At 66.7% G+C, this 26,508-nt stretch carries 23 protein-coding genes; 12 read left to right on the forward strand and 11 right to left on the reverse strand.

Annotated elements, in window-relative coordinates:
- Window positions 1-1,291: 1,291 nt before the first annotated feature.
- From IFT77_RS15115 to IFT77_RS15135, 5 genes are all read right to left on the reverse strand, one after another.
- The gene (locus tag IFT77_RS15115; protein WP_192170472.1) at window positions 1,292-2,068 is read right to left on the reverse strand and encodes a ParA family protein; all 777 of its coding nucleotides are present in this window, start codon (window positions 2,066-2,068) and stop codon (window positions 1,292-1,294) included.
- Window positions 2,069-2,336: 268 nt separating this feature from the next.
- Window positions 2,337-4,307: a hypothetical protein gene (locus tag IFT77_RS15120; protein ID WP_192170473.1), complete on the reverse strand. Its 1,971-nt coding sequence runs from the start codon at window positions 4,305-4,307 to the stop codon at window positions 2,337-2,339.
- A gap of 638 nt (window positions 4,308-4,945) precedes the next feature.
- The gene (locus IFT77_RS15125) at window positions 4,946-5,707 is read right to left on the reverse strand and encodes a hypothetical protein (RefSeq protein WP_192170474.1); all 762 of its coding nucleotides are present in this window, start codon (window positions 5,705-5,707) and stop codon (window positions 4,946-4,948) included.
- Window positions 5,658-6,392, reverse strand: a complete 735-nt coding sequence (locus tag IFT77_RS15130; protein WP_192170475.1) for a hypothetical protein — start codon at window positions 6,390-6,392, stop codon at window positions 5,658-5,660. Before IFT77_RS15130 ends, IFT77_RS15125 begins: the two co-directional genes overlap by 50 nt.
- Before the next feature lie 119 nt (window positions 6,393-6,511).
- Window positions 6,512-6,823 (reverse strand): helix-turn-helix transcriptional regulator, encoded by a 312-nt coding sequence (locus IFT77_RS15135; protein WP_192170476.1) that lies wholly within the window; start codon window positions 6,821-6,823, stop codon window positions 6,512-6,514.
- A gap of 104 nt (window positions 6,824-6,927) precedes the next feature.
- On the opposite strand from IFT77_RS15135, the gene IFT77_RS15140 reads away from it, so the two are divergent.
- The 10 genes from IFT77_RS15140 to IFT77_RS15185 are packed head-to-tail and all read left to right on the forward strand — an operon-like array spanning window position 6,928 to window position 17,826.
- Window positions 6,928-8,199 carry a hypothetical protein gene (locus tag IFT77_RS15140; protein WP_192170477.1) on the forward strand — a complete coding sequence of 424 codons (1,272 nt, stop codon included), beginning with the start codon at window positions 6,928-6,930 and terminating at the stop codon, window positions 8,197-8,199.
- A 3-nt stretch (window positions 8,200-8,202) separates the two neighbouring features.
- Complete coding sequence (locus IFT77_RS15145) at window positions 8,203-8,517, forward strand: hypothetical protein (RefSeq protein WP_197980908.1); 315 nt, start codon at window positions 8,203-8,205, stop codon at window positions 8,515-8,517.
- Between the two features lie 31 nt (window positions 8,518-8,548).
- Complete coding sequence (locus IFT77_RS15150; protein WP_244638870.1) at window positions 8,549-9,265, forward strand: hypothetical protein; 717 nt, start codon at window positions 8,549-8,551, stop codon at window positions 9,263-9,265.
- The gene (locus IFT77_RS15155) at window positions 9,265-10,755 is read left to right on the forward strand and encodes a hypothetical protein (RefSeq protein ID WP_192170479.1); all 1,491 of its coding nucleotides are present in this window, start codon (window positions 9,265-9,267) and stop codon (window positions 10,753-10,755) included. Before IFT77_RS15150 ends, IFT77_RS15155 begins: the two co-directional genes overlap by 1 nt.
- Complete coding sequence (locus IFT77_RS15160) at window positions 10,748-12,466, forward strand: hypothetical protein (protein ID WP_192170480.1); 1,719 nt, start codon at window positions 10,748-10,750, stop codon at window positions 12,464-12,466. Before IFT77_RS15155 ends, IFT77_RS15160 begins: the two co-directional genes overlap by 8 nt.
- The gene (locus IFT77_RS15165; RefSeq protein WP_192170481.1) at window positions 12,463-14,001 is read left to right on the forward strand and encodes an ATP/GTP-binding protein; all 1,539 of its coding nucleotides are present in this window, start codon (window positions 12,463-12,465) and stop codon (window positions 13,999-14,001) included. Before IFT77_RS15160 ends, IFT77_RS15165 begins: the two co-directional genes overlap by 4 nt.
- A 28-nt stretch (window positions 14,002-14,029) precedes the next feature.
- A complete protein-coding gene (locus tag IFT77_RS15170; protein ID WP_244638871.1) occupies window positions 14,030-15,097 on the forward strand; it encodes a hypothetical protein in 1,068 nt (355 codons plus the stop codon).
- Window positions 15,097-15,570: a hypothetical protein gene (locus tag IFT77_RS15175; RefSeq protein ID WP_192170482.1), complete on the forward strand. Its 474-nt coding sequence runs from the start codon at window positions 15,097-15,099 to the stop codon at window positions 15,568-15,570. Before IFT77_RS15170 ends, IFT77_RS15175 begins: the two co-directional genes overlap by 1 nt.
- On the forward strand, window positions 15,567-17,300 hold the full coding sequence (locus IFT77_RS15180; RefSeq protein ID WP_192170483.1) for a type IV secretory system conjugative DNA transfer family protein: 1,734 nt from the start codon (window positions 15,567-15,569) through the stop codon (window positions 17,298-17,300). Before IFT77_RS15175 ends, IFT77_RS15180 begins: the two co-directional genes overlap by 4 nt.
- Window positions 17,293-17,826 carry a DUF4913 domain-containing protein gene (locus tag IFT77_RS15185; protein WP_192170484.1) on the forward strand — a complete coding sequence of 178 codons (534 nt, stop codon included), beginning with the start codon at window positions 17,293-17,295 and terminating at the stop codon, window positions 17,824-17,826. Before IFT77_RS15180 ends, IFT77_RS15185 begins: the two co-directional genes overlap by 8 nt.
- A 6-nt stretch (window positions 17,827-17,832) precedes the next feature.
- On the opposite strand, the gene IFT77_RS15190 is transcribed toward IFT77_RS15185, so the two are convergent.
- Window positions 17,833-18,432 carry a hypothetical protein gene (locus tag IFT77_RS15190; RefSeq protein ID WP_192170485.1) on the reverse strand — a complete coding sequence of 200 codons (600 nt, stop codon included), beginning with the start codon at window positions 18,430-18,432 and terminating at the stop codon, window positions 17,833-17,835.
- A gap of 54 nt (window positions 18,433-18,486) precedes the next feature.
- Complete coding sequence (gene mobF, locus IFT77_RS15195) at window positions 18,487-22,461, reverse strand: MobF family relaxase (RefSeq protein ID WP_192170534.1); 3,975 nt, start codon at window positions 22,459-22,461, stop codon at window positions 18,487-18,489.
- Between the two features lie 344 nt (window positions 22,462-22,805).
- On the opposite strand from mobF, the gene IFT77_RS15200 reads away from it, so the two are divergent.
- Window positions 22,806-23,228 carry a hypothetical protein gene (locus tag IFT77_RS15200; protein WP_192170486.1) on the forward strand — a complete coding sequence of 141 codons (423 nt, stop codon included), beginning with the start codon at window positions 22,806-22,808 and terminating at the stop codon, window positions 23,226-23,228.
- Between the two features lie 512 nt (window positions 23,229-23,740).
- Here IFT77_RS15200 and IFT77_RS15205 read toward each other — a convergent pair.
- Genes IFT77_RS15205 through IFT77_RS15220 form a run of 4 tightly spaced genes read right to left on the reverse strand, consistent with a single transcriptional unit; the run spans window position 23,741 to window position 25,932 of the window.
- Window positions 23,741-24,367 carry a hypothetical protein gene (locus tag IFT77_RS15205; RefSeq protein WP_192170487.1) on the reverse strand — a complete coding sequence of 209 codons (627 nt, stop codon included), beginning with the start codon at window positions 24,365-24,367 and terminating at the stop codon, window positions 23,741-23,743.
- Window positions 24,368-24,386: 19 nt separating this feature from the next.
- Window positions 24,387-25,031, reverse strand: coding sequence for a hypothetical protein (locus tag IFT77_RS15210; protein ID WP_192170488.1), 645 nt, complete (start codon window positions 25,029-25,031; stop codon window positions 24,387-24,389).
- A 59-nt stretch (window positions 25,032-25,090) separates the two neighbouring features.
- Window positions 25,091-25,420 carry a hypothetical protein gene (locus tag IFT77_RS15215; RefSeq protein ID WP_192170489.1) on the reverse strand — a complete coding sequence of 110 codons (330 nt, stop codon included), beginning with the start codon at window positions 25,418-25,420 and terminating at the stop codon, window positions 25,091-25,093.
- Window positions 25,417-25,932, reverse strand: coding sequence for a hypothetical protein (locus tag IFT77_RS15220; protein WP_192170490.1), 516 nt, complete (start codon window positions 25,930-25,932; stop codon window positions 25,417-25,419). Before IFT77_RS15220 ends, IFT77_RS15215 begins: the two co-directional genes overlap by 4 nt.
- A gap of 317 nt (window positions 25,933-26,249) precedes the next feature.
- On the opposite strand from IFT77_RS15220, the gene IFT77_RS15225 reads away from it, so the two are divergent.
- On the forward strand, window positions 26,250-26,507 hold the full coding sequence (locus tag IFT77_RS15225) for a ribbon-helix-helix protein, CopG family (protein WP_192170491.1): 258 nt from the start codon (window positions 26,250-26,252) through the stop codon (window positions 26,505-26,507).
- Window position 26,508: the final 1 nt, after the last annotated feature.

The raw sequence follows: 26,508 nt of genomic DNA on the forward strand, positions 1-26,508 counted from the left end.
GCGGCCACCGGCACGCCGACCACGGCCCCCATTGCCAAGCCAGCTACAACGGCGACTCGTCCAGCTTTGAGTAGAAAATTCATCTCTCCCCCTCCGTATTTGGACTAGTCGTCCGCTGCAAACGTATTGGAGAAACGAGCGAGACTCTGTCCTCAAAACAACCGACATTTGCGGCCAATGCAAAACGGGGATTACGGGGCCTCTGGCGCAGTTTGGGCGCCAGGACGCCAGCCGCGCCTTCTTTCGGCGGCCCTCTCGCAATGCATCTGCTGACGCCGCCGCTCGAGGAGTCGATAGCAACAGACGTCTCGCAATTAGACGAGCGAATAGGGGAAATTGTGGTTGGTTGGGCTGTCTTGGTCGGGTTGGGTCTCTTCGTGTTTGCGACCCTTCGGACTCTCTATCGTCGAAAAAACCGCGAACCGCATGGATCGTGCTTGGCTCCAAACCGTTCCCGCGGGCGCAACAGGCTGTGCCAGAACCCGACACCTCGCGGAGGCTATTGCTCGGTCCACCACGATCAACGAGCCCTTGACACCGCGGCCGTCTAGGTCGCCGGCGGTCTCGGTGTCGCATTCATCGTCGGCGCAACTTATCTGCAGGCAAACCCACTGCCGGGGACACCTGCGTAGGCGCCAGCCCCTGAATGACTGGTAGCAATTGGCTACCGAGACGATGAGGGGTCGGCGCCACTCCCCCGGGAATCCGGGCAGTGACAGCCGACACTCCCCCGGCGCACCTCGTCGGGTACGCCCGCGTCTCGACCAACGCCCAAGACCTCGCCGCGCAGCGGGACGCTCCGGGAACGCTCGGTGTGCTGGCAGAACGCGTCTACGGCGACCCAGACCTCACCGGGACCACGAGAGATGGCACGGGCTGAGGCGGACGGGCTTCCTCCAGCAGAGGCGGAGCTGCGATAGACAAAGCCTCGTCAGGGCGCCGCATGCGTAGCACCCAGATGATAATTCCGTCTTGACGTATTTATATGATTACCTTATGAGCCGATCGCGAATGGCTTCGTCGAGGAAGTCGACCATGGTGCCTCCGTGTTCGGATATGTACTCGTCCAACTGATCTCGAAGCGAGATCTCGATCTTGCTCGAGAATGGCTCCATCCGGCGAGCACTGCGCGGCCGCCCTGGGCCCCGCCTAGCAGGCCCGCTCTTCGGGGTCGAGTCCTCTGCCTCGGGCTGCGCCGGACTAGCCGCAGTAGTTGGCCCAGGTGGAGTCGTAAACGACTCCACGACGTCGCGTTGCGGAGCTTTTCGTAGGGTTTTGCGCTCGATGGCCATCAGTTTCCTCCGTGGATGCGTTTGGCGTGCTGAGTGAAGTACTCAAAGAGGATGGCTGCCCCTCGGGTCCCCACCTTTGCAAGCGGGACTCCCCCGCTCTGAGAATCCTGCATGGCTGTCCGCAGGGGCAAGAACGGCTCGTGAACCTGGTCGCCAAACGCCTCGAGTAGCTGCTCGATCTGGAACTTGTGCTCCGCAGTGCGCGGCGAGCTGACCTTGTTGACGATGATGCCGCTAAAGACAAGGTCCGGGTTGAGATATGGCGCGGCCTGGACTTTTTCGACCGTCTGCAGGAACTCGGCCACTCCCCGAACGGAATACGCGCCGGGCTCAGTCACGACGACGACATGGTGGGCAGCGATCAGTCCATTGAGGGTCAACCTGCCTAACGCCGGGGGAAGGTCAATCAGGACATGGTCGTAGGCGTCAAGTTCTACTGACAACTGAGCTGCAGCTTTCAAGCGCAGCTCGGCGCCGACAAGACTCTCGGTATCGATGCGGGCTAGGTCTTGGGAGCCGGGAACAACGTCGATCCCGTCCCAGCTCGAAGGCACCGCAGCTTGCCCGAGAGTCCCCATGTCCCCGGCGTAGAGGACGTCAAAGATGTTGAAGTCACCAGCTCCTCCAAGGGTGTCCGTGATGTCGGCCTGAGGGTCCAAATCGACAACGCACACGCGTTGCCCGAGCGAAACGAGCCCCGTGGCCAGTCCGAGGGTCACGGATGTCTTCCCCACACCACCTTTTCGGTTGCCGATGGCCGTGATCCTAGGTGACATTAATACATCCTTCCATACGCCAATCCATCTGGACGTAATTAATCTGCCTGTTTTGCCAATTGAATCCAGCTTGCCAGATTGATGAATGTACGTCAATCTGTCATGACGTAATTATTCGTCCCAATTGAACTAGTGCTTTTTTGAAGAAGTCTTCACGCGAGCACGCACACCAGCCGCCCCAACACGCAGGAGAACTCCCCCGCTCGCGACTTCCCGCGAACAATCCGTCCAGACGTATTTATCGCCGATTTTTCCGTGCTCCGTCCAACTAGTGAAAGCGAACACCTGCTCGCTTGTCATCCAGGGCCAGAAGAGCGCTGAGTACGTGAGCATGGCGTGCCCGGCCGCCAGGCCCACGGGGGTAGCGGACGCGTGTGCGTTCATCGAGGCCCGTCAAGGTGAGCTGCTCGAGACGGCGCCTTCGGGGTTTATGAGGCCCCTTCTGTCGACGCCAACGCAATTCATCGAGCCAGAGGCCCCATCGGGCGCGCTCAGCCCGGTAACGGGCTTCTCGGCGCTCAAGGTACCCGTCGACGTCCAAGTTCTCGGCAACCGGTTCGAGCGCTCGAGGCGTTTGAAGCCAGCCGCTCCGGGATCGGCGGGAGAGCCCGACGGAGATAAGCCGGCCGAGGTAAGTGCGGACCTGGCGAACGGTAAAGCCGGCTGCGTCAGCAATGTCGCCGGCGGTCTGCACGTGGGTCCTGGCTAGAAGCCGATAAATGTGCCCTGCAGCTCGTCCTAGAGAGTGCGGTGCAGCGAACGTGTCCGTGCGCAAGGGAGCCAGGCGGTGCTGGAGTTCTGCGATCAAGAGAGCTCGTGAGGTTAGCGGGTCCGGTGGGGGAGTGGCTGGCGTCGGGCGTGCAAGCACTTGTGCGCGAGTTTGCGCCGTCTGGTCTGTGGAGAACTTCGGCTGAAGGCGAAAGCGTTGGCCGCGGCCTTTGTCGGTGCGTTCGCCGGCGCGCTGGAACCAGCTGTCGGTGTCGGTGGTGAGAAGGGTGAGGACTTCGCCGACCCGGCGTTCGGACCAGCCGGTGTCGATCGCGAGGCGCCGGGTGTCCGCTTCGACCTCGGTGGACGCGGCCTGGAGCATGTAGACGCACAGGGCGTCGAGGACGGCGCGGAAGACGAGGGAACCTCGGCCGGTGACGCCTCGGCCGCGGCGGCCGCCCCAGAGGCCGGTGGTGAGGTTGGCGCGTTCTTGAACGCGGTCGATCGTGGCCACGACGCCGGCAACACGGGTCGGGAAGGTGGGGTCGCTGTCGGCGGCCGCGGGATTGGCCGACACGTACGCCACGGCAGACGCCCATGTCGACGCCAGGGTCCTTGCCTGCTGCTTCACGGTGCGCGGGAGGCGGTGGGTGCCGGCACGGCGGGTGCGGAGGTGCTCAAGGCCAGGGGAGTGCTCGACCAGGGTGGCGACGTCGTCGTACCGCCACCGGGCGTTGGCGCAGCCGGCGAGGATCGACGCCGCCGCAGCGGAGGTGTCGCCTGCCGGCGCCGCCTCGAGCAGGCCCCGGACGTACTCGGACAGCTCCCGACGGGCGCCGAGGAGGTACGGGTGCCCGCCGGGGTCCTTCCGCACGTTGTGGGCCAGGGACACATCCACCGGCTCCAGCTCGGCGCCGAGATCCACCAACAGCGCATCAAGCGCTGCCACGTCAGCGGTCGACGTCGAGGGCGCCAGAAGCGGCTGCAGCGACCCCTGCGGCACCGACGTGCCCGACACGCGGTGCGGAGCCCCGGGCGGGCGGACAGCGCCGCCGGTCTCCGACAGGGGGGAGGGGTCAAGGGAGGGCAGCAGCTGCTTCGCTAGGCGCGCCACCCGGTGCACAGCAGCGCCCGGGGTGAGCTCATCAAGGGCGATCCACACGTGCCGTCCGCCCGTGGGGCCTGACTCGGTCACCGTGTGCGCGATCGACACCTCGTGAAGCCAGTACGACAGTCGGGCCGCGTCGTAGGAGGGGCGGCCGTTCTTGGCGTCGAAGTCGAAGCAGATGAACCGGAACCAGCCCGGCCGCGCCGTCAGCCACATCGCCCACGGCCCAGCGGGGGCGTCCTCGTCCAGGCCGTGATGGGCGGCGTAGGAATTCAGGAAGGTGCCGTCGACGAACTCGGCCGCGCGCTGCACGTAATCCCGAGGCGACAACACTCGCGTGAGCGCCCACGGGTCGTCGACACTCCCCGAGAAGGGTGCGGACACGCCGAAAAGTGGTTTTTCTGGCGCGGTGCTTGCGCGCACAGAAGAAGTGTTTACACTGATGCCATCACCTTCCTTCAGGATGGGGGTACGACTAAGGCCCGGTGCACAACCGGTTCTTGATCGGAACTAGAAGCTTCAACCTCGCGCCGGCAAGCAAAGAGGGTTGGAGCAACGACTTGAAGAGGCCCGTCGCGAGAGCGGCGGGCTCTTTCGTTTAAGCGGCCGGGATAGGCAACTCCTCGGACTTTTCTCGGGGGCTAGCTACGAGCGGTAGGCAGCCCTGGTCGGCGACGAGCTGGGCTACGAGCGCCTCAAGGTAGTACGCAATGGAAACTCCGCTGGCGGCCGCTGCCGCGCGCACTTCCATTCGCGTCTCCGGTGACACTCGACCCTGCAGAAGGACCGTGGGGACGTTCTGGGGTCGGTGGGCGAGGCCCCGAATAGCGCTCATGCGGCCATCTTGGGCTCTTAAGATGCATACATTGGGGAAATCAGAGGGGCGTGTCGAAGGTTTTCCACCCGCGTCGCTGCGCGTCCACCGATGCAGTGCCCGCAGTCAAGAGGCTTGGGCCACTCAATGACCGCCGCCACCCTGATGGGCAGGCTCGCGCATTGGTGACAGAGCGCGTGAGGTGATTCGGCTGAAAATCGAGCAGCAGAGCGCCTGACACTAACGCCTAGCGGTACTGCTTCTGCGATTGACGCTGCCTGCCAAGCCGGGCGAAGAACGCCGTGGCGAGGCCTAGTGCGACGAAGATCGCAGCCACGCCGCTGACGACCTGGCCGACGTAGTACGTCGCCGGCAGAAGCAATGTCGCGAGTCCGAGCACGAAGCGCACGCCGGCCAGAACGAAGCCGACGAATAGGAAGCGCGATGTCGCTTTGGTCGCCTCCTGCGAGGAACTGAGGCCCCTGCGGACGTGGGGGAGGAGCAGTGCAGCAATGTAGGCCGGGTAGGCCGTTGCGAGGGTCGAGTAGAGCCGCACGAGCGGGCTCGAGAGGTTGTCTGCGAGGTCGGGGGCCGAGCTGGTGGTGTGCACGACGGCGAAGATGACGACTTCCGCGACGAAGACGCCGAGGAAGACGAGGACGCCGGGCAGGCCTGAGATGCGGCGCTGCGTCTCGGGGGCCCTCCATGCCCGGGCGACCTGTGTCCCGGCGAGGAGCAGGCCGGTGAACAGGGCGAGCTTGGCCACCAGGTCGACCAGGTTCGGGATGGGGGAGAAGCGGTCGAGGGCGGCGTAGACGTCCGGGGTGATGAGGGCGAAGGCGAGCACGATCGCGGCAGCCGACGAAGCGATGAGAATGTTTCTGCCGTGGATTGCCCCGGGAAGGCGGGTCAGGGCCAAGGCGGCGAGGACTACGGCGATGAGGTATCCGGTCAGCATGTCAGCCCAGCGTTTCTTCGATTCGTCGCGCCTCAGCGCTATCTGCGGCAAGGCGTCGGGCCCCGCGTTGCGCGGCTGCGAGGCGCGCCTGAACGAGGTCGTTCAGGGCAACGTCTGACAGGTGTGTGACCGCGTGGGAGCGGGCACCGTCCGGCCAGCCGGCCTCTTGAAGCGTAATCACGCCGCCTACAGCGAGCCCGCTCGTCAAGGAAGTGTTGGCGATGCGGGCGGCCTCGACGAGGTGGCGGGGCCGCATCTTGTTGGCGGTGATCTGAGCCGAGAGGTTGGGGGGAGCGATCCCGAGGCGTTCGGCAAGGTCACGCCGAATGTGGCCGGGGTCTACGGCGTCGATCCACGTTCTGAGCCCGTCCTGCTGGGGCGGGTCCTCCCAGGTGTGCACCGCAGCGATCGCGTCGCCGTATGCAGTGTTCCGGCGGCGCAGCATCTCGATCGATGCGTCCGTGAGTGTGACCTGAGACAGGATCTCGACCGGTAGCGGTGGGCGCATTTCCCGGTGCAGCTCGTCGTACTCGTCGAAGCTCGACAAGGCGACGACGGGCTCGACTCCGACCGCGCGCGCGGCGGCGATGACGACCGCCTCACGGACGCGGCCGCGGAGGAGCTGCGCCTGCACGGTCGTGCGATTGACGCCGATCGCTCGCGCGAGGGGGAGGGCTCCGGAGGGGAGGTCGACAGTGCTCGCCCAGTGCTTGAAAGCGGCGGCCGCTACGGACACGGGCGCTCCTTTCCTGGGACTCACGGGCGGGGTACGGAGCAGTCGTCCCTTGGGGGGACTAGTGCACAGTGTGAATCAACTGTCATAGGAATTATGTATCGTTGGCACCCGGACGGGGGTCAAGTCAGGTGCTTATTCAGGCTGTCTCTGAGGTCGTGGATTGCTTCGCGATCCGCGGACCAGTAGATGATCGGGCCGCGACCGCGGGGGTGAGTGGCGCGTCGCTCGTGGATCATGCCGGCCTCGGTGAGGGCGGCCAGGTGGTATCCCACGGCGCTCCTAGTGAGGTCCAGCGCCTCCATGACGTCCTTCGCCGTGACGTCGCCGCCGTCCATGACGACGCGGAGCGTCCGCAGTCGAGCGGGCGTGGCTGCGATGGTCGCGCACGCCTCGTCGAGGCGCGCTGCGTCGGCAGCGGAGAGGGCGGACACGCCCCCTAGTTTACGGGCGACGACTTGCTAAGCTTTGAGATATAACAAGCCTTCGCAAATAACCGGCGGACGGCCGGGACAAGCAGTCGAGATGGGAGAACAAGATGAGCGATCCGAACCAGAGCGGTGACGTGTTCGGCGCAGCCTCACGCGCTAGCGACTACATCGAGGAGGACACGGTGGGCGTGGAGCGCCTGGGCCGGCGTTCCACCCCGAAGGCGGACGAGGCCACTGGCCTCCGACCGATTCCGCCCATGCCGGCGTCACCGGCACAGCCCGAGGAAGCCGTCGAGCCGGCCCCGTCGCTGGCGGTCGTGTCGGAGGTTCCCGAGGACGTCAAGGCACCCGAGGAGTCGCCGGCTGCGCGCCGTCCTCTGGACCGTGAGGCGTCCGCGTCCGTGCTGTTCGGTGGCGCTGCACCCGTGGCCCCCGCCGGGGCCACGGGGAAGGCCACCAAGGGATTCCGTGGAGCCCTGGCGAGCATTGGCCTGCCGGTCAAGCCGAGCGCCGCTGAGGCGGCCGAGCTGGCTGCGGCGAATGAGAAGGAGCTGCGGCGCTCCCAGAACGAGACGGTCATTCGTCAGGCCACGTGGACGCGTGCCGTGTCGATCCTCGTCAACAACCCCAAGGGCGGCACGGGTAAGACCCCGACGTCGCTGCTGCTCGGTGGTGTCATCGCCTCGATCCGTGGAGGATCGACGGCGATCGTCGAGTTCTCCGACGATCCTGGCGCGCTGAACTACCGCGCCGAGGGCAGCCCTCGCCTCGGTCTCGGTGAACTGGTCCGGGACGTGTCCGGCATCAAGACCGCCGGCCAGCTCCACGGCTACACCGCCCCTCAGACGTCCTTCGCGAACGTCATCGCCTCCACCGGACGACGCGATCGCCTCGACGGTGATGCTGTGGTGGCCGTGTCGAACGTGATCGACGAGTTCTACGGCATCCGCGTCATGGACACCGGCAACCAGCCGACGTCCTCCGCGTTCCGTGGTGCGGTGTCGGTGGCCGACGTCCTCGTGATCCCGGTCCTGAACGCGGGCGACTCCGTGCTCGAAGCGATCCAGCTCCTCGACGAGCTGCGCGATGCGGGCGGGCAGCCGGCCGAGCTGGCAGACCGTGCGATCGCCGTTCGTCTGACGGACGGACGCCCCGAGAGCGAGTCGGTGCGCGAGGAGGTCGCGCGCCTGCTGCAGGGCGCCGGGGTGCGGTCGTTGCACGAGATTCCCTACGACGAGCACATTGCCGCCCGCGGGCAGCTCACGCTCGGCTCCCTGAACCCTGCGACTCGAGACGCGTTCGCGTCGGCGGCCGCGGCCGTGGTTCGCACTTTGCAGGAGGCCGTCGCCCCTGCCTCTACCACCAACCGGAAGGCCTGACCCATGCACGACCTGTTCCTCGCCGCGGCGATTTCGAACCCTCTCGACGGCCTCCTGCCCGACTTCTCGTTCGGCGGTGCGGAGTTCACACAGCTCTGGCAGAAGCTCGTCGCTGCGGTCTGGGCCCTCGGCATCATCGTGGCGATCGTTTACCTCATCACCGGACTGGTCGCTATGGCCGGTGCATCCAACGACATGAACCCCAACCCCCAGGCGCACGCCCAGGGGCGGGCGAAGGCCCTCGGCGCGTTCGTCGCTCTGGTTGCCCTCGCCGCGCTGGCGGTCATCGTCGGCGTGACCCTCTCGTTCGCGAGCTGACCCACTCAGAAGGAGACACACCATGCCGCGCATGTACTCATCCACCGGCCGGTCCCGTTGGCCCCTGGTCATCGGGGCCGCCGCTGCGGTCATTGTCATCGGCGGGGGAGTCGTGTTCGCCACGACCCGCGGCGGCGAGCCGACCGCTGCGCCGACGTCGAGCGCGCCGGCTGCGTCTGTGACTCCCAGCCCAACGTCGACCGGCTCCTCCGGTGCCGGCGACGACGAGGACGCCGCTCCGCCCACGGGGTGCCTCGGCGGTCAGGACCGCAACGCCGCAATGGTGCTCGCAGCTCAGGAGGCTGCGAGCCATTCGTCGTACGGGGCCGTTGAGGTCGCCACGGCGTTCTACCGGTTCATCTGGCAGTCGCCCGTGCCGTCCGGCTCGGACGTGCAGACCGTAGAGGGCAGCATCTTCTCCTCGTCCGCGCCGACCTCGTTCTCGGACCTAGCCGCCACTTACGAGCAGTATCCGAACCTCAGCCAGGGGGACGTCGCGGATGGGACTCCGTTCCACCTGTCGACAACCAACGGCCTGTGGATGGTCGACCCGAATTCGACCGCCGATCGGGTCACGGTCAATATCGCCGCTGGCTACGTCGTCGACGGCGCGTTGAGCCCCACCAAGTCGACGGCTCAGGGCTTTGTTTTGCAGTGGGAGGACGGCGCGTGGCACGTCGTCGAAGGCGTGCAGCCGGACGGTGAAACGCTCGCCAATGGGGGCGTTCGGTACACAGGTGGTTGCTGATGAGCGGGCCGGTGATCCTCGCGGCTGCAGGCGGGGACGATGAAAAGTGCAGCAATTGGGCGAGCTGCGCGATTGACACGGGTAAGGACCTCGTTGGCGACGCGGTGAACGGCACCAAGGACGCGATCAGCACCGCGCAGAGCATCGGTGACTTCTGGTCCGACCCGGCCGGGAACACCTACAAAGCGCTCAGGGACGCGGCCAAGGGCCTCTCCGACAGCGTTCTGCCAGCCCTGACCCACGCGACCCTGCCCGACCTCACGGCGGACTGGTTCATCAGCGCCTACCGAATCTCCTTCGGCCTGGCGATCTTCGTGTTCGTCATCGTCCTCATTCCTCAGTTCATCGACACGGCCAGGGGCCGGCAGTCGGGGCAGGAACTCGTCGAGACGCTGACCCTCTACGGGCCCGCGTTCATCATCGGAGCGATGTTCGGGCCAGCGGTCGGAGCGTTCCTCGTCAAGTTCTTCGGGGCCCTGTCGGACTCGCTCATCAAGACGATGTTGTCGACCACGACAAACAGCATCGTCGACCAGTTCTCGACGATGATCGGGGACGACGACGGCTCCGGGATCGTCGGCGGCGCAGTCATCGGCGCGATCTTGATGTTCTTCATGATCCTGGCGCTGCTGCTCGCGCTGCTCGTCCTCGTCGTGCAGCTCATCACCCTCTACTTCTCCGGCGTGCTGTTCCCGCTCGGCTGGGTGTGGATCGTCGACAAGAAGAAGCGCTCGTTTGGATCAAAGATCCCAATGGTGTGGCTCGGCATCCTCGCCGCCCACCCGCTGCTGTTCTTCCTGCTCGGCGTGACGTTCTCGTTCGTCGGATCCAACATCGACGTGTTCTCCGGCCAAGCCGACCTCCAAAAGACGGTCAGCCTCGTCGTCTCGATGCTCGCGCTGTTCATCGCCGGGCTGTCGCCGCTGCTGCTATTCAAGTTCGCGCCGATCTTGCCTATGGGCGGGGCCGCGGCCGCGGGCGGACCGAGCATCGGTGCGAACTCTCCTCAGGAGGCCGACAAGCGCTACAGCGCCCCTCAGAGCGACGGTGGAGGCTCCGGCCAGGGCTCGAGTACGCCGTCGTCGACGACGGCCACTGAGGAGCCAGCGTCGACCGGTGGTGGCGGCGGTGGCGCTGGCAAGGCTGCCGGCGGCGGCGGTGCCGACGAGGCGGCAGGCTCGTCGATCAAGGAAGCCGCCGCAGCCGGCGGCAAGGCATCCACGGGTGCTGAGGCCGGCGCTGGCGCGAGTGCCGGCGGTGCAGCGGCCGGTGGCGGTGCAGCAGCCGCCGAGGGCGGCGCTATGGCCGCCGGGGCCGCGGAGTCCTCGACGGGCGTCGGTGCCGCTATCGGCATCCCGACGATGATCGCCGCCGGGGCGAAGGCCGGCATGGACAAGGCCAACAGTGCGGCGACGGGCGCAGCCGATATGGCTGCGGCCCCCGTCGATGACCACCAGGAGCAGTACGGGAAGGACTCGACCCATGAGTGACGTTCAGGAGCAGAGGACGCACCTTCGCTGGGTCGGCGGCGAGTCAGGGCACCGGTCGTTCTTCGGTGGCACGCACTCGAAGTCGCGGATCATCGGTATCGCGATCTTCGTCATTGGCGGCATGGTCGGGATGATCCTCGGCGGCGGCATCCCCCTGCTGATCGCGGCGCTCGTCGGGGTGGGCCTGACGATGCTTGTCACGCAGCGGACGCACAACGGAACCATCCAGGAGCGACGTCGGAAGCGCTCGCGCTGGGCGGCCCGCAAGCGGCTCGGCACGAACGTGTTCGTGCCCTACAACGTCGCCGGGTGGGACCAGATTCAGTCGGCAGCGGGAAGCGCCGACAAGGCCGAGCGCCGCGCGGCCGAGGTCGCCTCTCGCCAGATGCGGGCCAACCCGGACGGCTCGGACGGCATGGGCTGGTTGCAGTACGGGTCGAACATGCCCGGTATCGCCTGGCACGCCCCCGTGGGTGAGCAGCCCTACCTCTCGGTCGCATTCTCGGTGTCCGGGCAGCTCCGCGGCATGGAGACGGCCGGGGCCCTGAACCGTGCCGCGACGTCGTGGGGGAAGTTCCTCGCCCACCGTGCCGCCCCGGTGTCGCTGATCCGTGACGTGCAGACGCTCACGCGTGTTCTGCCGCCGGACACCGCCAAGCACGACATTTGGTACAACTCCAAGCGCGAGGCCCGGCCCGTCGGGGCCGACGACTCGTCGTTGGCGCTCTGGGACGCGCAGCAGCTCTCCTACGCGGAAGTGCGTCGACGCGCGGCTGCGGATGCGATGGTGCAACGGCACTTCGTCGTGCTGTCGTGGCCGCTGTCGCCGCTGTTCGTCGAGTCGGCCGCGAAGTACGGGCCCGGTCGTGACGGCTGGCGTGCGCTCATGGCCGAGCAGATCGAGGCCTCTCTGCACGGGCTCCGCGAGGCTCGCATGGGGCAGGTGAACTACCTGACGGCCCGCCAGACGGCGGCCGTCATCATGCACCAGCAGAACCCGTCGATCCCGATTGACCTCCGCTCCGCGAAGCACATCACGCCGCTGTCGGTGGGGATCGGGGCGCACGACGAGTATTCGGCGCACGTCGTCGACGGCGGCTACGACCCGACCGTCCTCGCAGACGGTGACGCGATCGAGGCGGCTCCGGCCGTCACCTGGTGGCACCGCACTGCGGCGATCCACGGCGAGGACCTGGCCTCGGCCGGCCGTTCGCCGTTGTGGACGCTGGACCTCATGATCGGCCGCGAGCTGGGCTTCATCCGCTCCGCCTCGTTCCACATGCACCTGGTGCCGGCAGCTCAGGCGAAGGCAGCAGCACGGCAGGACGTCGTGCGCGACGCCGCCGGCCTCTACGCACAGAAGAAGAAGGGCGTCATCGTCTCGGACGAGTCCGAAGGGCTCCTCAGCGCCGCCGAGCGTCGACGTCGTGACCTCGCCGCCGGCAGCCACCACCACGGCGTCTCGTGGATCGGGTACGTGACCATCACGGCCCCGACCCGCGAGGACCTGGCTCAGGCGTCCCGCCGGCTAGAGAGCGTCTGCGACACCGGGCTCGGTGTCGACCGCCTCGACTGGCAGGACTCCTTCCAGGGCGCTGCATCCGGGACGACGTGGCCAATCGGCCGCGGCCTCCGACCCGACAACACCACGACGGCCACACGGCTGATGAACACCCTCGCTGGGCGAGGCGACAAGGAGGCGCTGTCATGACCGACACCAAGAACCCCGCCCCGCACGGCAAGCGTGCAGCGGTCAAAGCGCCCTGGTACGCCAACGTGCCCGGGTTGAAGATGTTCGTCCCGCCGGAGGTTCGCCAGGAACTCGTGACGGGGGAGGAGGGACAGACCGTCGAGACCCAGCGTCGCCCGGTGGACGTGTCCCCGTTCGAGCTGCCCGGCGGGCAGCTCCGCACGTCGGTCGGCGCTGCAACCCGCGGGTGGTACTCGCCGCGGCTCACGGGCTCGCCGTCGACGACGAAGCAGGCCGAGATTCTGAACTCGGCCGTCATCGGCAACCCGACCGGGGATGAGGGGATCGTCAACGGCCGCGACAACCTGTCGCAGTCGATGATTTCCTACGACGCCCCGACCGCGTACAACGCGGAGCCAAGGCAGATTTCCTCCCCGAACGTGATCGTGCTCGGCACGGTCGGGTACGGGAAGTCATCACTGACCAAGACCTGCGGTGTCGCCCGCCCCCTCGGGCTGGCGAACCGGCGTGCCGTCGTGTTCGACAAGAAGGACGAGGGCGGCGCGGGCGAGTACACGCCTATGGCCCACAACCTCGGCTCGGAGCCACTGCGCTTCGACCCGTCCGGCGGCGGCATCCGCCTGAACCTGCTGGACCCGCTCATCATGCGCGGTTCCGGTTTGCAGGGACAGATGGAACTCATCAACGCTGTCGCGCGCATCGCCCGCAACGACGTCGCCGCGACCGAGTGGGAAGAGAAGGCGACCCGGTTCGCCCTCCGCCGCATGTTCGAGGAGCACGGCGACGACAAACGCGCCCTGACGACGACGGACCTCATGCCGTGGCTCGGCCAGGTGCCGGACGACGAGGGACTGACGGGCCCCTCCGGTGAGCGTTTCCACCAGGCGGGCCTCTCGATCCGTTTCGGACTCGAGAACCTCCTAGAGACGTACGCCGGCGTTTTTGACGGCGAGACGTCGAAGGCGGTCGACCTGGGAAGCAAGCTGACCGTGTTCGACGTCTCGCAACTCCCGGACGCCGGGCCGGCGGTTCCCACCGTCATGGCGGTGGGGCACCAGTGGCTCCTGGGGCGTCTGCGCCGCGAGCGTGGCTTCATAACGAACGTGGTCTACGAGGAGGGCTGGCACATGATCGGTGGGCCCTCGGCCCGCCTGGTCAAGTCGAACCAGAAGCTCTCCCGGTCCCTGGGCATCTCGAACTGGTTCGTGATGCACAAGGGCACCGACATTCCCCGGGAGTCGGAGGGCTACACGGTCATCCAGGAGGCGCAGACGATCTACGCCTACCGGCAGGACCGGCCCGAGGACGCCCGCTGGGTGCAAGAGACGTTCGGGCTCGCACCCGACACGACCGATCTGCTGATGAACCTGAACCCGGGGCACTGCATCTTCAAGTACGGCTCGAACCCCGAGACGCACATGCAGCACCTCCGCTCGGACTGGGAGGCAGCGGTCACCAACACCGACGAGGGCATGGCCGGCAGCGGCGCAAAGCAGGCCGCCGTCGAGACCGGTCCGATCAGCATCGTGGCGTAGCCGGGGCTCGGTCATGAAAAAGGGACTGATGATCGCACTGGCGGCCTGCCTGGTCGTTGTGCTCGTCGGGATCGCCCTCGTCACTGGGGGCGGTTCCCAGAACGGCGCGTGCGCGGCCACGGCCGCGAACGCGACGGCCGCGGCAGCTCACGATGAGGTCGACGGGTACTCCGGCGACCAGCTCGTGAACGCCGCGGCGATCATGAACGCCGGGGCCGCCCTCGGCGTCGACGTGAAGGGGCAGACGATCGCCGTGATGACGGCGATGGGCGAGTCCACGCTCACGAACATCGAGTACGGCGACAAGGCCGGCCCCGATTCCCGCGGGCTGTTCCAGCAGCGCGACACCTGGGGCACCCTCGCGGAGCGGATGAACCCGACCCAGGCAGCCACGTTCTTCTACCAGCGGCTCTTGAAGGTGCCGAACTGGCAGACGATGACGCCCTCAGCGGCCGCTCACGCCGTGCAGATCAACGCCGACCCGAACCACTACACGAAGTACTTCGACTCGGCCACAGCCGTCGTGACGGCTCTCGCGGGTGGTTCCGCTGCCTGCGCCGCCGGGGTGTCCGGTGACGCTCAGGCCCTCGCGAAGAACCTCGTGGACCTGACCAACCAAGGCAAGATCGCGTGGCTCTCGCCGTCGCACTTCCCCGAGGTGCAGGCGATCGCGGACGGCAACCCCAAGGAGAACTGCAACGTCGATACGCGCATCCTGCAAGTCATCACGATTGCGACCAAGACGTTCCAGTCCATTGGGATCTCCGATATCAACCGGCTGTGCTCGGGGCAGCGCCCTGGTGCCGGCAACCTGTCGGCGCACGTCGTGAACGGCGGCGGCCACGCCGTCGACTTCTACGCGTTCGACGGCACACCGACCACGGGAGCGGACGCGAACGCGATCAAGCTGCTGCGAGCCCTCGGGCCCGTCATGCCGGACGGCTCCGGCACCGGTCAGGTCGAGTGCCGGGCTAGCGCCGACAGCTCCATCGACTTGCCAATGGCGCAGTTCGCGGACTCCTGCAACCACGTCCACGTGCAGGTCGACCCGAAAGGCGATCAGCCGATGAAGCTCACCAGCGGGGGGAGCAACTGATGGTCGAGGCAGAGGCCTCGGGCCCCGTGTCGATCGCGAATCTCGCTCGCGACCAGTGGACCGTGCAGAGCGTCGATCGGCCGGCCGTCGTGACGGCCGGCCTGTGGCTCGACGAGGCAATCGCGGAGCACCGCGAGGAGCTGGCCGCGGAGGGCCTCAGCGGGCCACTGACGCTGCGCTACCAGCTCGACGGCCGAGACGTCGACGGAGAGATTCGTCGCGTCCGAAGCGTCGTCGAGGAGCTGCACGAGCGCTACCGCCGCATCAAGTCGGCCGACACCCTGGCCCGACCCGAGCGGTACGCACTGCTCGAACGGCTCTCGGCGGCTCGGGTGATGCCCTCGGAAATGGCCCTCATGGTCGGCGTCGACGTGCAGCTCGCAGAGCGGTTCGCCGGGGACGACGAGGAGGCCCGGATCGCCCGGACCCTCCTGCACAGCATGACCAGCGACCACAGAGGAGTCGACGCATGAACCTCAACACCATTCGCACCAACGCCCTGACAGGTGGCCTCCTCGTGCTGATCGTCGGCGGCACGGTCCTGGGTATCCACGTCGGTGCTGGCATCGCCGGGACCGGTGACGCCTACTCGTGGAACCCGATCAAGCTCGCGATGGGCTTCGTGAGGGGCGACGCATGGCCCGGCACAGCCGCGACGGTCGCCGTCGTGGCCTTCATCGTGGCGGCGCTGGCGCTGTTCACGTGGTTCCTCATGGCTCAGGCCAAGCACGGCGCGAAGAAGCGCAGCGGGGCCTCGATCAAGCTCATGAGCGCGAACCCGTCGAACGCGATTCTTCGACAGGCCGCCCGGGCCAAGGAGGCCCGCCGGCTGCACCCGAAGGCCGAGAGCATCGGACCCGGTCAGAAGGTCGCCCGCATCGTCGGCACGGCGAAGTGGGTCTATCAGGGGTGGGAGGAGACGGGCGTCTACCTGTTCGGCACTCGGCGCGGCAAGACGTCTGGCGTCGTCGTCCGGCACGTGGTCGAGGCCCCCGGGGCCGCGATCATGACCTCCAACAAGGTTGACGGTGTGCGTGAGGTGATCCGTGGCCGTCGCGGCCGCGGTCAGACGTACGTGTTCGACCCGAACCGCATCTACCGTCACGAGGACGGCCCGGACTTCGTTTTCAACCCGCTCGACTACGTGAAAAGCGCCGAGGACGCGCGCGAGCTCGCGGAGATTTTCGAGGCCTCGACCCGGAAGGAAGGCGACCGGGGCGGCGATCCTCAGTTCGACGAGCCCGGCCGCGACATGCTCGCGTACTTCCTCCTCGCCGCGGCGCTCGACGAGCTGCCGCTGTCGCGCGTCTACCGGTGGCTCACCACTCAGGACGCGGACGTTGTGATCGGCATCCTGAACGCGAACGGCAAGAAGGGGCCGGCGACGGCCCTCGTCGGCATGGAGAACTGGGCCGACAAGACCCGGCAGAGCGTCTACGCGACCGCGCAGCGCATGGCGGGGGCGCTCGCCTACGACGAGCTGCTGGAATGGACCTCGGCCGAGGGCGTGCGCCGCTTCGACGTCGACGCGTTCGTGCAGTCCGAGGACCTGCTGATCCTGCTGTCCAAGGACGGCGTGGGATCAGCCGGCGCGATCCTGACGTCCCTCGTGCGAGCGATCTGCAAGACCGGTGAACGTCTCGCGCAGCGATCCGGCGGCCGCCTGCCGGTCCCGCTGGTGATCGAGCTGGACGAGTGCGCCAACATCGTGCGGTGGCCGGCGCTGCCGTCCGTCTACTCGTTCTACGGTTCGCTCGGCATGCCGATCAACACGTACTTCCAGTCAAAGGACCAGGCCGTCGAGGCGTTCGGGCAGAACGGCTGGGGCGCGATCTGGGGCGCGGCCGTCACCCGCGTCTTCGGTGGCGGCGCGATGGACGACCAGTTCCTCAAAGGCCTGTCGAATCTCATCGGTGAGCGCGAGGAAACCACCTACGGCGGATCGACTCAGGACAGCGGGGCCTATTCGACGTCGACGAGCACACGCCGGGTGCCGATCCTCAACGTCGACGACCTCGCGAACCTGCCGCTGTGGCGCACGGTCATGTTCAACTCGAACACCCGGCCGGTGATCCTTGACTCCGTGCCGTGGTTTAAGGACAAGAAGCTGAAAGCGCTGATCGAGGGCGACGGGCCGGCCACGGCTGGCGCCGCCCCAGTCGCGATCGCCACCAGCTCGGAAGAGGCGACAGCTCGTGGCTGACGTCGACGGGCCCGACGTCGACGCGCAGAGCGGCGAGTTCGCGGAGCCCGTGGAGGGTGACGGGCTGGACGAGCTGACCGACGAGGAGCGCGACGCGCTCAACGACGCCGACGTGACGGCGTGCGACCAGGCCCCCGACGACGAGGAGGACGAGGAGGAGGAGTTCGACCTGATGCCGGCGTTCCTGGCGTGGGTCGAGGAGCACCTGTCGGTCGTCGAGTACACGCACTCCGACAAGAGCACCGCGGCGTGGTGCCCGGAGTGGTGGCAGCACCCCGAGGCCGTCGAGCGGCTGTGGGCGTGCTTCGAAGCGCGTGAGCAAGCGCGGCAAGACGCGGCCGCCCATTTGGACGCCCTGTCGGACTGGTGGCTGATGCACTGGGACCGACATGCATCGATTCTGTTCGATGCAAAGGCCGGCCCCTTCCGCAAGTGCGACCGACGCCTTGGGCACCTGCACGACGCGGACGGCCGAGAAGAAAAGCGGGTGCCCTATTACGCCCCGCCTGGGGGGTGGCGGCGCTAAAGCCAGCTACCAGTCGGATTTGTAGACGTCTATATCCAATCTGGGGCCCAACGTGTCCTTTAGGACAATGTCCGACCTGGAGAGCTTTTTCCAGAATCTCTTCCACTTTCGTGGGCTTATCTCTTCACCCTCAAACAGCTCAATGAACCAGGACCTTTTTCGATGATCGATGACCTCGGCTACGCACATTGGATATTCGAAAAGGTCCTGAAGGACAAGAGTCCGACTTTCACCTGGCCGGAGAAGGCCAAACCCGTACTTGTCGTACATCGTCTCTGTCGTTATTTCGTCTTCTGTGGTGTACGAGATGCGAACGCGGGAAATTGGGAGGCTGCCGGCGTTGAAGGCTCTGACTACCCAGACAACTTTCTTTCGCTTCCGCGTTCGCCATTCAGGAGCCACCTGAATTGAGAGTCCATCGAACGACTCGCGCCTTTTGTCGCGGCGCTCTCTGCGAATGACAAGCACCACCAAGATCACGGAGAGCGAAGACAGAATGCTTCCTACCCACTCCGGTGCGCTACCCCAGTCGATGGTCGACCACCAGCCTGTCAAGTGGCCCACCATGAGCTGAAACCAGGAGCCGAGCCCGTCTAAGGAGTTCACGAGGCGAAGCTTGTCGTGAGGGCCGCAATCTAGGCAACTACTCACTCACGGTAGTTATCGGTCGAGTGCGTCATCCCCGAAGCCCCGCTCGCGGCTCTGTCGCCCCGGCTCGGACGCATGGTGGGCCCCGCTGCGGCTGGGGTCCTGCGCCTCGGGCGCGCGGCCAGCACGACGGAGCTGCGCGGCGACACGGTCGGCCTGCGCTTTGTTGCGGACCTGTAGGGCCTCAGCGACCGTCTGCGGCTTCCGGGCGGGCTGCGGCTTCCGGGCGGGCTGCGTGGGCGGGTGCGCCGTCTCGGGCAGTGCGGAACGCTGCGCTGCCTCTCGGGCCTGCTGGGCGACCGCGGCGGCCTGCTCGGCCGCGCGGGCGCGGACCGCTTGGTCGGCCGGCGGCTCCTTGATGAGCGCCGCCGACTTGTGCATGGCAGTCACACGCTCTTGCAGCTCGGCACCGATCGCGCGTTCCCGGTACTGGTTCGGGATCGCGTCGGGCGTGGCCTCCTCGATCGCATAGCGACCGCGGAACGCGTCGACCTCGGCCGCGAGCTTGTTCCACTCGGCGCGACGCTCGCCGTCCGCCGGGACGTCTCCGAGCTGCTGGGCCCATTCGGGCTGCTCGGCCGCGATCGTCGCGCCGCGCTCCTCCAACCGGACGGCGAGGTAGTCGTAGCGCTCGGCCAGGTGCTCGCGCCACGTGGGGTCGGTGTGGTGGGAGTCGAGCGCGCCGCGGTCGACGATCCACGCCGGCACTCGGTCGTTGCGCTCGGCGGTGCCGAACTCCGACGAGTACGCGCGCACGTCGTCCTGGATGCGGGAGGCAAGCACGGCCGGCTTGTTGCGGGCGTTCTCGAGCGTGTCTTTCTCCCACGCCTGGTAGAGCGCGTCGGCGGGGTCGTAGCCGGCACGCTCGGCACCGCGGAGGGAGGCCTGCAACGCGCCCCAGCCTTCGTCGTCGCGGAGCTGCTGCGCGGCCTCGGGACCGACTGCGGTTCGGGTGATCTTCTCGAACCGCACTTCGTCGGCGCGCTCGGTGACGTCGCGGTACTCGTCGACCAGGGTCACCAGGTCGTCGACGCGGGCCTGCTCGGCGCGGATCGTCTCGTTGGCGCTCATCATGCCCTCCGAGTTGTTGGCGATCTGTCCGAGAACGTCGGACACCGGCTGGGCGTCGTCGACCTCGACGTAGAGCCGGTTCGACTCCTTGCCGCGGGTCATGGCCACGTACGCCAGGGACCGCGACGTCGACGAGTCCGCGAGGACGTGGGAGGTGTCGGCGGTGAGGCCCTGTGCGCGGTGGACGGTGGAGGCGTAGCCCAGCTCCACGTGGTCGCGCACGTAGTCAGCCGGCAGGGTGATGCGGCCGCCGTGGCCGTCGTGGGTGACAGAGAGTGAGCCGTCGCGGTTCACCTTGTCGACGGTCCAGAGGTCGTTGTTCTTCACCCGGTCGCGGCCGCGGTCGGTGCGGAGCCGTGAGTCGTTCTGGCGGGTGACGATGGTGTCGCCGCGGTGGGCGCGGAGCCCGTCTCGGAGGTCGGCCGCTTCGCGTCCGGTGACGGCACCCTCACTGATACGGAACGCCTGGGCGCGGGCGTTGAGGTCGGACACGGTGGCGTTCTGCTGCGCGAGCATCACGGATCGCTTGCCGGCGTTCGTGTCGGCCTGCCAGGCGGCGAACACTTCGCCGGTCATGCGGTCGACGTCGCCGCCGACGGCGCGGCCCTGGTCCCTGTACCAGGTGAACGGGTCGCCGGTCGTGGCCGGGTCGCGAAGCTTCTCGGAGGCGTCCGCCTCGGCGCGGTTCACGGTGCCGTCCGCATTGCGGAACCGGTGGATGGTGTCGAGCTGCACGGAGCCGACCTCGCGCTCCAACAGGCGCAGCGCGCCACCCGACTCCACGGCGTCGAGCTGCCGGGAGTCTCCGATGAGGCGCACGTGCGCGCCGTGCGCCTCGGCGACGTCGACGACCTTGGCGAGGTTGCGAGTGCCAGCCATGCCGGCCTCGTCGACCACGACCACGTCGCCGGGACGGAGCTTCATCGCGTCGGGGTGCTCGCTCTCAGGGGTGGCATTCCCGTGCAGCTCGTAGGCCTTCAAGAAGCCGTGGATGGTGTTTGCTTCGACACCCACGGCCTCCTTAAACACGTCGGCCGCGGCCGCCGAAGGGGCGAGTCCGATCATCCGCGACCCGGCCTGCTCGGTGGCGCGGGCGGCGAGGGCGAGGGCGGTCGTCTTGCCGGCACCTGCGGGGCCGGTGCCGACGAGGACGAGGCGGTCGGACGTGGTGAACTCGCGGGCGAGGTTCCTCTGTCCGTCGTCGAGTGTGCCGGTGTGCTCGGCCGCGGTGCGGTCGAATTCGGCCAGGCTGACGGGTGCGACGGTGCGCGTCCGGGCGGCGTCGATCAGGCGGTCCTCGGCGGCGAGGATGCCGGCGGACGTGTAGATCGCTCGGCCCTTGTGGACGTAGATGCTCTCCCCGTCCTTGCGGGTGAGGGGCTGGAATGCGCCGTGCGTGGCCGGCGGGGTGACGGACACCGAGTCGGTGTCGAGGGCGTGCCGGGTGATCGTCTCGACGGCACCCTCCGGGACGTCGACGCCCGCGATGCGGGCGGCTTGAACGTACCGGCGAGCCTCGGCCTCGATCATGTGCGGGCCCCACGTCGCATGGTGCTCGGACACGGTGTCGACGACCTGCTGAGAGGCGGCCTCGACTTCGAGGGGCTTGGGCTCGTCGGCGTCCGAGCTTGCGTCCGTGGCGCGCTGTGCGGCCTCGCGAACAGCAGTGAACATGTCCGCGACCCCGTGCCGGCCGACGACCTCGACGGCTCGCACCTGCCACACGTCGCGGAGCGCCGAGAGGGAGCGGGCGTGCTCCTTCGCCGGGCGGGTGTCGAGCGTGGCCTGCTGGGCGAGCTTGATCCGGGCGGCCTGGTTGGGCTGGCGGCCGTGGTCGCGGCGGTAGTCCTTTTCGAGGGCGGCGAGGGTCTTGCGAATGTCAGCCGAGCGGGTAGAGAACCCCTGGGTCAGACGGTCGTCGACGCCGGCAATCTCGACCACGGGACGCTTGCCGGCGGTGACCTCGCGCAGCTCCGTCGCAACGCCGAGAGTGTCGGACACGCGCTCCATCACGCGGGCGTTGTAGAACTCCGAAGCGGCGACGCCCTGGCGGTGGAGGAGCTTGGAGTCGATGGTGCGCCACTTCCCATCCGACCCCTTCACCTTGTTGGCAACGACCAGGTGATCGTGAATCTGGGGGTCGCCGTTCCGGGAGTCGTAGTGGCGGAACTTCGTCGCGACGATGCCGCCTTCGACATCGATCTGGGCGACGCCGTTCTTCCCGGAACGCGTGGCGATCGCCTCTCGTTCGAGGTAGCCCACGGTGTCCGCGATCGCGGCATCCTGGGCCTGCTCGATCGCCTTCCGGGTGTCGTCGTCCCCAAGGGCCCAGAGCGTTGACACGCTCTTGGACGGGGAGAACACCAGGTCGAAACCAGCGACGGCCTGACGGGTGGGTCGGGTCGCTGCGGTGACGTAGCGGCCCAGCTCCTCCTTGTCTGCGGGCTGCCGGCCCTTGGCCTGGCGGAACGCCTGCGCGCCTTCGCGTGCGCGGATCGCGCGGCGCTCGTTGACATCGGGCTCGCGGTGCTCGGTGCGCTGGAAGCGTGCGTAGCCCTCGTCGATCGCCGCCGACAGGTCGGTGCCTCCGGTGCCGTAGGCGTAGTAGGAGCTGCCGAGCTTCGCGGCGTCAGTGGCCTCCTCGACGCTCTTGCCGGCGGCCTGAGCGTCGGTGATGATCTGCTCTGCGTTCGGGTGCAGACCCTCACCAAACAGGGCCTTCATCTGGTCCTCGGTAACGGTGCCCGAGACGCCGAGTGCGGCGAGCCCGGAGCCGAACCAGACACCGGGAGGGTTACCGTCCGCGGTGTAGTAGTCGCCCAGCTCGCGGCCCTGCTCGCGCTTGACGTCGCCTGTGGCCGTCTCGCTCGTGTAGTAGGCGTAGCCGTCTCCTGCGCTGAGCTTGTGCAGGGTCATCACGAGCGTGACTCTACCTGGTTGATAAAGATGCCAGAGGTGTGACGATCTGATGACCGGAGGGCTGAGGAGATCGAGTGAGGAACGAGCGATGATCGATGCGGCCTGTAGGGAGGGAGGGTTGGCCAGGAGCGCAGCGAGTGCGGCTGTGGTTTGAGACCGAAGAAGCAAGCGGGAGTGACGAGGAACGAGGAACGGAAGCGCGCGCGGTCGATAACCAACAGCCGAGCCAGCCTTCGATTCGAAGAGTCTCGCGGAGCGAGTCCGCCACCCGGCGCTGGCGGCACGAAAGGGCCCGGGGGAGTGGTCATACTGGTCGGACCGATCTACTCAGGAGGTAAGACATGGCTGAACTGCGGAAGTCCGCTAAACAGACCGATGCACGTCGACGGGCTCGTGAGAAGGCAGCGCAGTTCCGCGAGCTGCAGGACACACTCGAGCAGTTGGCCACCGACTACTTCGTTGCCATGGACTCGATTGACGAGACAAACGAGGAGGTGGAACGCGAGCTCGCGAAGTTGCGGGAGCGGGCCGAAAAGCAAAGCCAGAAGTCACGCGATGAGGCAGACCGTGTCATCGTCCGTATGGTCGGTGCTGGGGCGAGCGTCAGTGAGGTCGCCGCGCGGCTCGGGGTCCAAGTGCGAGACGTCAGACGGGTCACCAAGGCCACGTCGGCACCGGATTCTTCTCCTGCCTCTCGCGGCCACGAAGCGAGCGGCGATGAGACTACGGGTGAGGATGGCGCGGGCGAGCAGGATGCTGCGTGATGGGCGTTAGGTTTTTGGCCTAGGTCAGAACAGGCGGGGGTGTGTTTCTTCCACCCCGCCGAGGGCGGCGCTCATGCGCGCCGGGTCCCAGCCGTGCTCAAGGAGGATAGTCCGTAGGGCTCGAGAACGATTGCCTCTGACTCCTCTCGCCGAACCTTGGTGTCGCCACGAGGACCATTGGTTGGCGTGCCGGTTTCTCTGTGTCCGGTCGAGCATGTTGTCGCGCGCGGACCCTTCCCTCACGTGTGAGACATGCGGGTCGAATTCGGCGTGAACGCAGGTGGGGACGTCGCATGAGTGCAAGAACATGACGTCCGGGGTGAGCACTCGCTCGGTCACGAGCTCGTAGGCGAAGCGTTGCGGCCGGACGACTCGCTGACCGTTTTCCGTCCTGGTCCAGAAACGCCCGTAGCCGTCGTCGGAAATGGCTCCCGTCCAGAGCCAGCAGTCCCTGGCCTCAGGTCCCTTGACGACGTATGACCAAAACCGGGTCTCGTCAGAGCGCGACGCCATCAACGGTCTTTGCCGGGGGAGGGGCGGCGGCGGGCGCGGCGGCGGTTCCAGTACTTGCGATTGATTGACCACGCGAGGACGAGGGTGGACCGGAATTCTTCGAAGGCACCTGGGACAACGATGCCGGCCGCTTTGCGGATGACGCCGAGTCTCCATCGTCGATAGGTGCTGACGGCGGCTGCGGCTCCGGAGCCAATACCGGCGGCCAGGAAGAGGGCCGCGGCGATGATGTCGGCGACAGTCTGCGACGTTGCTGGCCACGGAGCTGAAGCAAGAAGGGGGATGGCCGCCCAGGTGAAGAAGATGGCGTAGAAGGCAAGCAGCAGGATTGTGATCCAGGAAAGCCCGGCACGAAGAGCACGATTCGAGAAGTCGGCTGCTCCTAGCCGGATCACCTGGTGAAGGCGGTCGAGTTGCTCGTCGTGTTTAGCTCTGACTTGCTCGATGTCAGGTCCGGGCGTCTCTCCTCCGAGATCGATGCTTTTCAGTAGGTCAAGGAGGCGGCCCGCCTGTTCGGCCTCGTTTGCCCGTCGGCGGCTACTCGCCTGGCGGACCTGCCGAATTGTGGTGATGCCGAGGCCCACTGCCGCGAGGGCAAGAGAGATCCATTCGGTTGATTGGCTCATGCCTGTGGCAAGTCTTTCTCTAGGCGCTCAGGACCCACTCGTCCTTGTACGCAGCAGCCTCGTCTTGGAGGAACGCGACTCGATCAGAGCTGGTGGCCTCGAGGGAGTCGACGACGACGAGCTGCCCGGTGCGGGCGAGGAGGATCGCCGGAATCAGAGTGGGATCGGCTTGGCCGACAGCGAGGGCGGTCGCCGTCTCCACGAGCGTCATCTCAATGGGCGTGAGGCGTCGCTCTGAGAAGTAGAAGAGCGCAGCGATCTCGTCGCCGTTGGCGAGTTCGAAGATGAGGTGCACGCGGAGGCTGACGAGTTCTTCTCCGTCGTCGTCGACTGCGACGATGTTCCGCTGCCGGCGTCGGGCAGAAATGGGCTGTACCTCGGCGAGGAGCTGGGTAAGGCCTTGTGCGGCGGCTGCGTAGCTGTCGTGCATCTTGCTCGAGGAGTTCTCGACGGCGCGTTCGAGTGCGCCGCCGCGGCAGCCGTTGTTCACGTACTCGATGACGGCCGTCAGGAACTTCTCGTAGGCGAAGGCGAAGAATTTGTTGTCGCTGGGAGCGGTGACTTGCTGGCGGTCGGCGGCTACGTGTGTCGCGCGGCCGCTGTTTCGGGCGCGTGCGAAGTCGCGGAGGTGTGCGAGGGATGGGATGTGCTTTGCCTGGTCCATGGTGTCCTCCAGGTGGTTAGGCGTGGATGGGAAAGTGAAGGCGAGCGGGGCGCGGGGCCTCAGTTGCCTTCGCGGTGGCTCCCGAAGAAGAAGCCAACGGTGGCCGCTGCAAGGGCTTGCAGCGGAGAAAGGGTGGCCACGATCTGCACGAACGTGGCCAGTTCGAGTCCACCAGCGATGGCAACTGCTGTTGCCACGCAGTAGAGCAACAGGGTGACTCCGACGATGCCGTAGGCCATGTTTCGTCGGGTGTTGGCGAGGTGGACCGATAGGTCGACCTTGCGCGACTTGGCAATCGGGTTGTCCTTGGGGACGTCATCCTCGAAGATCCCCTCGTCGGGCTCGACGGGTTCGGATCGCGTGTCTTCAGGCGGCGTGGACGCGGTCACGATGCCGACTCCTCGACGCTGAGGACGATGAAGTGGCCGTTCAGACCTGTCGCGGCAGGCAGGACCACCTTGGTCTCGTCAATGTCGGCAAGCTGCGTTCGCTCCAGGACGAGGGTGGGTGCTGGTGCTGAAGCGGCCTCGACGGTGCCGGCTTGATCCGGCAGCGTCGACGTCGCTTCGATCACGAGCTCGGTGATCCGAAGGGCGTCAAGTCGACGGACGAGAGGCAACAGCAGGGCTTGCGGAACGGCCGTTGGTCCCATCAGGCGCGTCTCACCCCCCTCGGGGCAGATCGCGTAGATCCCTGTCAGCCCGACCCCATCAGGCTCCGCAGAAGAGCAGAACTCTTCCTCGCTCGATCGGCGGGGCCTCTTCTCATCACTCCGAGGCACGGTCTTGGCCTGGAGACGCAAGTCCGCGACGTTGTGCTCGTCCATGTAGTCAAGGACGGGCGCGAGGACGGGCTCGAGGTCGTCGAGATCGGAATGGGGCGGTTCGGCGGGCTGGTTCATGGGATCTCCTTCCGGAGGGGTAGCAGGGTCACTTCGCGATCGACATCACACCTCACATGGTAGCAACGACCACCGACAGCCCACACGCTATGTGTACGATCGTTACCTGATCGTGTGGCAATCGTGCCCGTTCAGTGATTTACTGGAAACACAACAAGAGCAAGGCACCACCGCCGGCATCTGGGGGAAGGACCCCCATAGAAGCCCGCAGCCGCCACTGAATCTTCATGCGGCTTTCCACCACCAAGGAGTGGCGGAGCACTCGTCGGACCATGGTCCGCGAGGTGAAATCGTGCCTTATGAGTAAGGAGCACCCCATGGCAAGCCGAACCGCTACCGGGACAGAAAGCACGAAGAGTGCCGGTCAGAAGCTGGTCAGATTGAGCGTGAACATGAACGCCGAGACCGCTGCGGCGCTTAAGGAAATCGCAGACGAACGTGGCCTCTCGTACACGGAGGCAGTTCGTCGAGCCATTTCAATCGCCAAGTTCGTCGAAGACGAGATTGAAGAAGGCCGCAAGATCCAGACCGTGGACGCAGACCGCAAGGACGTCCGTGAACTTGTTCTGATGTAGT

The organism is Frigoribacterium sp. CFBP 13729 (assembly GCF_014841875.1).
Taxonomy (GTDB): Bacteria; Actinomycetota; Actinomycetes; order Actinomycetales; family Microbacteriaceae; genus Frigoribacterium.